At 60.7% G+C, this 5,970-nt stretch carries 3 protein-coding genes and 1 tRNA gene; 1 reads left to right on the top strand and 3 read right to left on the bottom strand.

The window, feature by feature from the left end:
- Positions 1-102: 102 nt before the first annotated feature.
- Entirely contained in the window at positions 103-1,380 is a 1,278-nt protein-coding gene (locus ACFW2E_RS39725; RefSeq protein WP_384474817.1) for a PIN domain-containing protein, read from the bottom strand.
- Positions 1,381-1,692: 312 nt separating this feature from the next.
- On the opposite strand from ACFW2E_RS39725, the gene ACFW2E_RS39720 reads away from it, so the two are divergent.
- Positions 1,693-1,920 (top strand): hypothetical protein, encoded by a 228-nt coding sequence (locus ACFW2E_RS39720; RefSeq protein ID WP_384474814.1) that lies wholly within the window; start codon positions 1,693-1,695, stop codon positions 1,918-1,920.
- Positions 1,921-2,782: 862 nt separating this feature from the next.
- Here the strand turns inward: ACFW2E_RS39720 and ACFW2E_RS39715 are convergent.
- Positions 2,783-2,866: transfer RNA gene (locus tag ACFW2E_RS39715), tRNA-Arg, on the bottom strand.
- 103 nt (positions 2,867-2,969) lie between these two features.
- Positions 2,970-5,177 carry a DUF262 domain-containing protein gene (locus ACFW2E_RS39710; RefSeq protein WP_384474812.1) on the bottom strand — a complete coding sequence of 736 codons (2,208 nt, stop codon included), beginning with the start codon at positions 5,175-5,177 and terminating at the stop codon, positions 2,970-2,972.
- Positions 5,178-5,970 lie beyond the last annotated feature (793 nt).

Raw genomic sequence — 5,970 nt, 5'->3', positions numbered from 1 at the left:
TGAACGGGGCTATCCAAGACGGCTCCGACGCCGTGATCACACCAGCCACACCAAGATCATCTCACCCCTGACCAGGGGTTACGGGACAGCCCTTAATGGTTGCTATCCCTGCTGCTCCCAGACCAACGAGGGTCTCCCTGTTCGGTACTGCTGCCTTGCTTCGGCGAGCAGGCTTTCCAAGTAGCTTGCTCCCTGCCTGGGCACTAGCATTTGCCACTGAATCCCCTGCGGGCTGTTCTCGCTGACGCCGGCGTGAAGGACTCTCTCCAGCGCATATTGGATCGAGTCGACGGTCATCGTGTCATCGGCCGAGAGCCGTTCGAACTCCTCTGGCAGTAGAGCTCGGGGGGCCGAACTCCTCAGGACAACCAAGCGGGAATCCTCTTCGTCGAGGGTGCCAAGCACCTTGGTCTCCCAGCTGCAACCGATGGTGGCCGTTTCGTCGTGACTCCTCCAGCGAACGAAATCCTCCCCGGGGTCGAGAACTGCTGGTCCAGCCAGGTGCCAGCGGACCGTCGCGATAAACCACTCACGATCGCCGATCCGATAGGCGTTTACGTCCCGAAGAGGACCAACCTCGACCCCGTCGGGCGGTCTTACCCACGCCAGCGCTCGCCCTGCCAGCTCGTCTGCCCAGGGAAGGTGGCGACGAGCGAGGATGCACTCGAACCCACCCGATCGCAGGTTTTTGGTCATGTCGTCGTCCTCAAACGCGGCTTTGGCGATAAGAGAGGTAGAACGAGCGAGAGCCGCCTGAACCTGCTGATCATCGACCTCGGCGGGGTGAGTGAACCGCGACACGACTTGGTCCAGCGAAGTTAGATGCACGAAACGGCTTCCCAGGCCCACGACATCATTGGACATGGGATGACGGTAGGAGGTGCCATCGCCGAAGTCCTCTGTGTTCGAGCTGACGAAGTAGACAGTCTCCTGAGGGTGCTGACGCCCGTATTCGATGGCTGACATCCAAATGGCGGCATCGCGGTAACCGGTCTTTACTGACTTGCTGCCGCTGGAGGCGATCTTCGATGGGGCAAGCCCGTTGGCTTCCCGGAAGGCTGCCTCACGTAGGGCCTCCTCGCTCGTCGGAATGACATCGACGATCGATCCGTACTCCCGACGCCAGTGCTCGCGCACGCGATCGAGGTCACACTCTTCAAGCTCCGGAACACCAGACCATGGTGTGAGTTTCCTGAGGGATTCCAAGGCAGCTGCGGCAGATTCGTACTGTTTTACATACTTCACGGCGTGTTGTGCCGCAAGTTCCTCCATGGCAACCCAAGGGACTGCCACCCGTTGAATACCCGATCCACGGATTGTCCGCAGGAGATCTGCGCTGCTGCTGCCTAGACCGCATCCGCGCAAGATGCACGTATCCAAAATGATCAAGACATGTCCTTGTCATATCAGTTCCGACGATGCACCCGTCACGGAGGGGGTTGACGCTGACCAGCGCAAACGGCCTCTGGTGATTAATCGCGAGGCGTCGCGCTTGACTGCTCTTGACCGCTGGGATCCGCTCTTTCTGGCACGGATGTGGCACGGGCTTCCATCCGCTCTGACGGGTCGCGTCACCGACCCCGCACCCGACAACACTGTCACCCGAATGGCCCAACATGACGTGCCACCCATATGGGTGAAGATCAAGCTGGCTAGTGCCCCAACCGAGGCAATCTGTGAAAGGCGAACCAAATGCGCATTCGACGAATCCTCGCCGCAGTCTTCGCCACGGCAGCCCTCGCCGGACTCGGTCTCACAGGCGCCGCCACCGCCACCGCCGGCAGCGTCACCCCGGCCAGCTTCACCCCGGCCAGCGTCACCCCGGGTGAGTGCACGGACGGCGGCGGAACGATCGATCGGTCGACACCCGTGCTCCCGACCTGCAGGGGCGGTATGCACGACGGGCAGACGGTCGACTAAACCCCACTAGGGCCCGTTGTGAAAGTGGATCGGCGCCCCGCAGCCACGCGTTGCGGGGCGCTCCCTCGCGAGCGTTCCCCCTCGGCTGACGGCTCAACGTGACGATCGCACACGGGCCCGATGAGGTCGGCGGGAGCGGCTTTGGGCTGGAGCTGCCATGGGGCGAGAGATCGGGGCCCGTACGCTGGTCGCGAATCGGGCAGTCTCTGGACCTGCCCGCAATAGCCCGATGTGGGCCCCGATCTTCGAGGCTCGCCCCATGATGGCTGCCTAATCCCTTGCTAAGGGTGTCCCGAGAGAGCGGCTGTTCCTCGGGATGTTCGAGTGCCGGATCGTGACATCTAGTGGCTGCCGGGCGGGCAACGCCTCGCTTTAGACGTCATCTCATTTGGTGAGTCTGCGGTAGCAGTGCATCTCAGGGCGCTCGCAACGGTGAGCGCCCTGAGGGCACCAAGGGCAGCATCCCGCACCGCAGTGAGCGCCGGCTGGTAGATCCCCCCGGTCCGGTGTCCCGTAGCGGCCTTGGCCAGGCTGATCCAATGGTTGAGGTCCAGATAGACGAGGCGCTGTCCCGTGTGACCTCGAATTAGGTGACCGGGCCAGGCGTACTCAGGGGCTTGCCGTCGTGCCATAGCGGCCATTCTGGCAACCCCAGGTCTGCGGCCGCCTCCCAATATGAGCGGGCCGCCTCTCCTCGGTGCGCGACGAAGCAGGCCCACCGCTCGCGTATGGCTCACGCACTCCTCACGCACAACCAGCGAGAGAGAGTGAGAAAAGGCGGTAGTCAGTGAGACTGACTCCCGCCTTCTTCTGTCGGCATCCGCCCTGGTCAGACCACACTTTCGGGTCTCTGACGGGCGAGTGCCCCCGGCAGGATTCGAACCTGCGCACACGGCTCCGGAGGCCGATGAGGTTTGTCGGATCACTCCAGGTCACAGCACTAGGCTGGCGTATTCGGCGACTTCTCGTCCACGGGTGGGCCATGCCACTGTAGGGCCGTACAACACTGAGGCAACCAGAGATCGAAGCTGTGGGCGGGCAGCCGAGAGTCAGGGGTTCTGATCGAGCAATCCTCGTTCGATCGCCTGCTTTCGGATCACCGCGAGTGGAACGTGGTTGCCATCAGGCTGGGAGATTTGCCAGAAATCCCATCCTGCGCTGGACACACTGCCAGTGGCGGCGGCGCCGGCGGCCGAGAGAGATTTGAACTCCTCACCGCTCGACTCGAGGCGGATCTTGCCGCTACTGGTGATAGTCGCCTCGAACACCCGTCGTGCACGCTTGAGTTCACCGCGCAGCTTGGTCCCTTCGCTGAGCATGCCTACACGCATCAGGTCAGCGATCTGTACGCCGTAGCGGGGCTTCTTTCGCTGCGTCGAACTCGTTCGCGCTGCAGGCAACACTGCAGCCTCAATGAAACCGAGCTGGTCGATTCGCCATACTCGTTCACATAGTTGTCGATAGAGCGTGCCTCGCTGGTCGATCGCTTTCTTGTCGAAACTGTCAGGATATGGAATGAAGGAGTTTTCGAGGCTCCACTTCTTCCGGAACTTTGCGAATGCGGGATTTCGCTTGTAGGAACCGGGATTCAATGACGCAGCCAGGATGTTTTGGCGGAAGTAGTGAGGCAACTTTTCGCCATAGATATCCGCACCGAAACTGGCGTTAGTTGACTTTTCCAGCAAAAGCAAGCCGCCCAGGCGATTCCTTTCCCGCTTGAAGTCTTCTTCGTTCGCAACACCGGTTTGAACGTGCAGGCTGTACTTGTTGGCCCAGATGTGTTCGATCTCCCATGGGGGAGATTCTCCGGCCGCGGCGACGGGCAACCCCAGATAGCGATCCACTTCATCTGGTCGGCCACATTCGGTCTCGACAAATGCAGTGAGTCGGGCGAGTAGATAGCGAATATGCTTGCGGTTGTTGTGTAGGCTAAGTTTCTCCACGCCCGTGAACCCGTCCGGAAGGCTTGCTGCCTCGCGACCGAAGAGTTTACTCAGATCTTCGATCGACGACGCCTGCCGGACCTCTGGGAGCAGGCGTTGTACTTCCTCTCTGAAATCCTGTGCCTGTACAGCGCTGTCATTGTTGGTAATGCGAAGAATGAAGAGTAGGTCGAGATAATTGGCGACGATTCTGGCCTTATCGCGAACTACCTGAGGCGAGTCTTCTAGTTTTATCGCTGCCAGAATGAGGAGGAATTGAGAATCGATTCCGTTTGAAGCGTTGTAGTAGACAGTGTGCAAATCGGGTGTGCGAGTGCGGGCGGCCTCAAGGAGGAGACGGTACTGCTCGGCGGCGCGGGCGATCGTGTTGAGGACGAAGTCGCTGTAATCCTGGCCCCGACGCTTCATTCCGACGCGTTCCGGCTGGTTACGTACCCACTCATGGAAGGCTCGCTCGATTTTTTCGTCATCGCTCCCGTCTGCGGCTGCGTATCGGGCGAGGAAGAGCGTCTCAAAAAATTTGCTTGGGTGGTGCCGTCCGAAAGCACTAAGGTCAGTGACCATTTTTCGCCAGGCGGCGTTGATCTGCTCCTGACCCCGGTCTACCTGAGATAGCACGAAGCTCTTCAAGAGATCGAGGGAAGTGAGGCCGGCGCCACGATCGTTCATGGTCTCGAAGATCTCCCAGCCGAGATCTCGATCGTCAACGGCAATCTCGACGAGAAAGACCCGGTCGGCCAACCAGTCTGCGAAAATGGGCAGACATTCGTCTTGCAGTGTTGCGGGCAGGGCCTCGGCTACGTCCTGGGCTCGCTCCCACAAATTCTGCACTGACACTGTGGCTGGAGTGGGGTCGAAATCGGTCCCGGCGCGAAGCGCCTCCAGGCATGCCCGACGTTCCTCCACATCAATCGTGTAGTGGTATTGCCCGGCGGCATACCTTCGGACCATGCCGCCGACCATCCCCGCAGCGCCTTCATTTCCCTGCTCTTTGAGTAGTCGCTCGATATGCATGAGGAGAAGGTGTAGCGTTGTGAAGCGCTGCTGTCCGTCAATGAGGTTCTTCTTAACCCCGACGTTGTGGCAGACGAAGGGGCCAAGGAAGTAGGGGCGGTACAGTGCGTAGTGCTGTCCGTCGTGATCGACCCGCCAGTCACGCAGAAAGGCGTTGGCCAGGTCGGTCACGAGCTCCACGACGTGGCGCCGCTCCCATGTGTATTCCCGTTGGTAGGACTCCAGCACGTACTGTTTGGTGAAGAGCTCCCGGACTGCGTAGTCCTTGCCGTGCAGACCTTGCTGTGTACCTTCGCTCATCCCCACACCCCAAGCTGCTGGCTCCAACGCGGCCGTCCTGCGCGCGTCCCTTGGTTCTACCTGATGGGACTGACAGCCGTGTGCCTATCGGCCAGATGAGGACCTCTCGGTGGGGGCGTACAGCCCGAACATAAGCTCCCTTGCCTCCCATCGTTGTGTTTGCACCAGCCCCCACCACAGTGCCTTTACAACCGCGCGGGGGTGACCGTCCATCTTTCCCGACCTCGTCTGTTCCGCCCTTAGAGCGACCGAAGTTCTCCATTGGGCTGCGACAGCTACTCAGGTCAAGGCTCGTCTTCGGTCATGCGAGGAGCCCCGTATCGAGCGGCGGTGAGGCCAGCCTGACTCCCACTCGACGCGTGTGGTGACGCCCCAGTTTCGCAACTTACGAGTGTCCTCGACACTGACACTGGTGGTTCCCTTGGCGGGTCGTCTGCACTGGGCGTAACGCTACATCTGCAGTGTCGTCCGGCGGGGTACCTGGGAGCGCACGACCCCGGAGGCCGCTTGGGGCTCATCCATTGCTGCTGGTCAACGGGCTCTTCGACCTAGGAAAAGTCTACTGAGTCCATAAATGCTCCGTGGCCGCCGGCCGGTCATGAGGCGAGGTGTACGACCGCCTGCCTAGGCGCTGCGATCACCCGCCCAGGAGTCGGACGCTGGACTAGCCGTCCTCTTCGCTGGCCTGGGCTTCTAGCAGCAACGCTGTTCAGTTAGGGCGGTCTGGGCCGCGTCAAGGGTCGGTTGTGAGCATGTTGATGCTGATGGTGGCCTTGTAGGTGGTCCGGTCAAT

Origin of the sequence: Streptomyces sp. NPDC058964 (assembly GCF_042741275.1) — a bacterium.
Taxonomy (GTDB): Bacteria; Actinomycetota; Actinomycetes; order Streptomycetales; family Streptomycetaceae; genus Streptomyces.
Note: the sequence above shows the minus strand (reverse complement) of the source record. Positions and strands in the feature narration are given on the sequence as shown.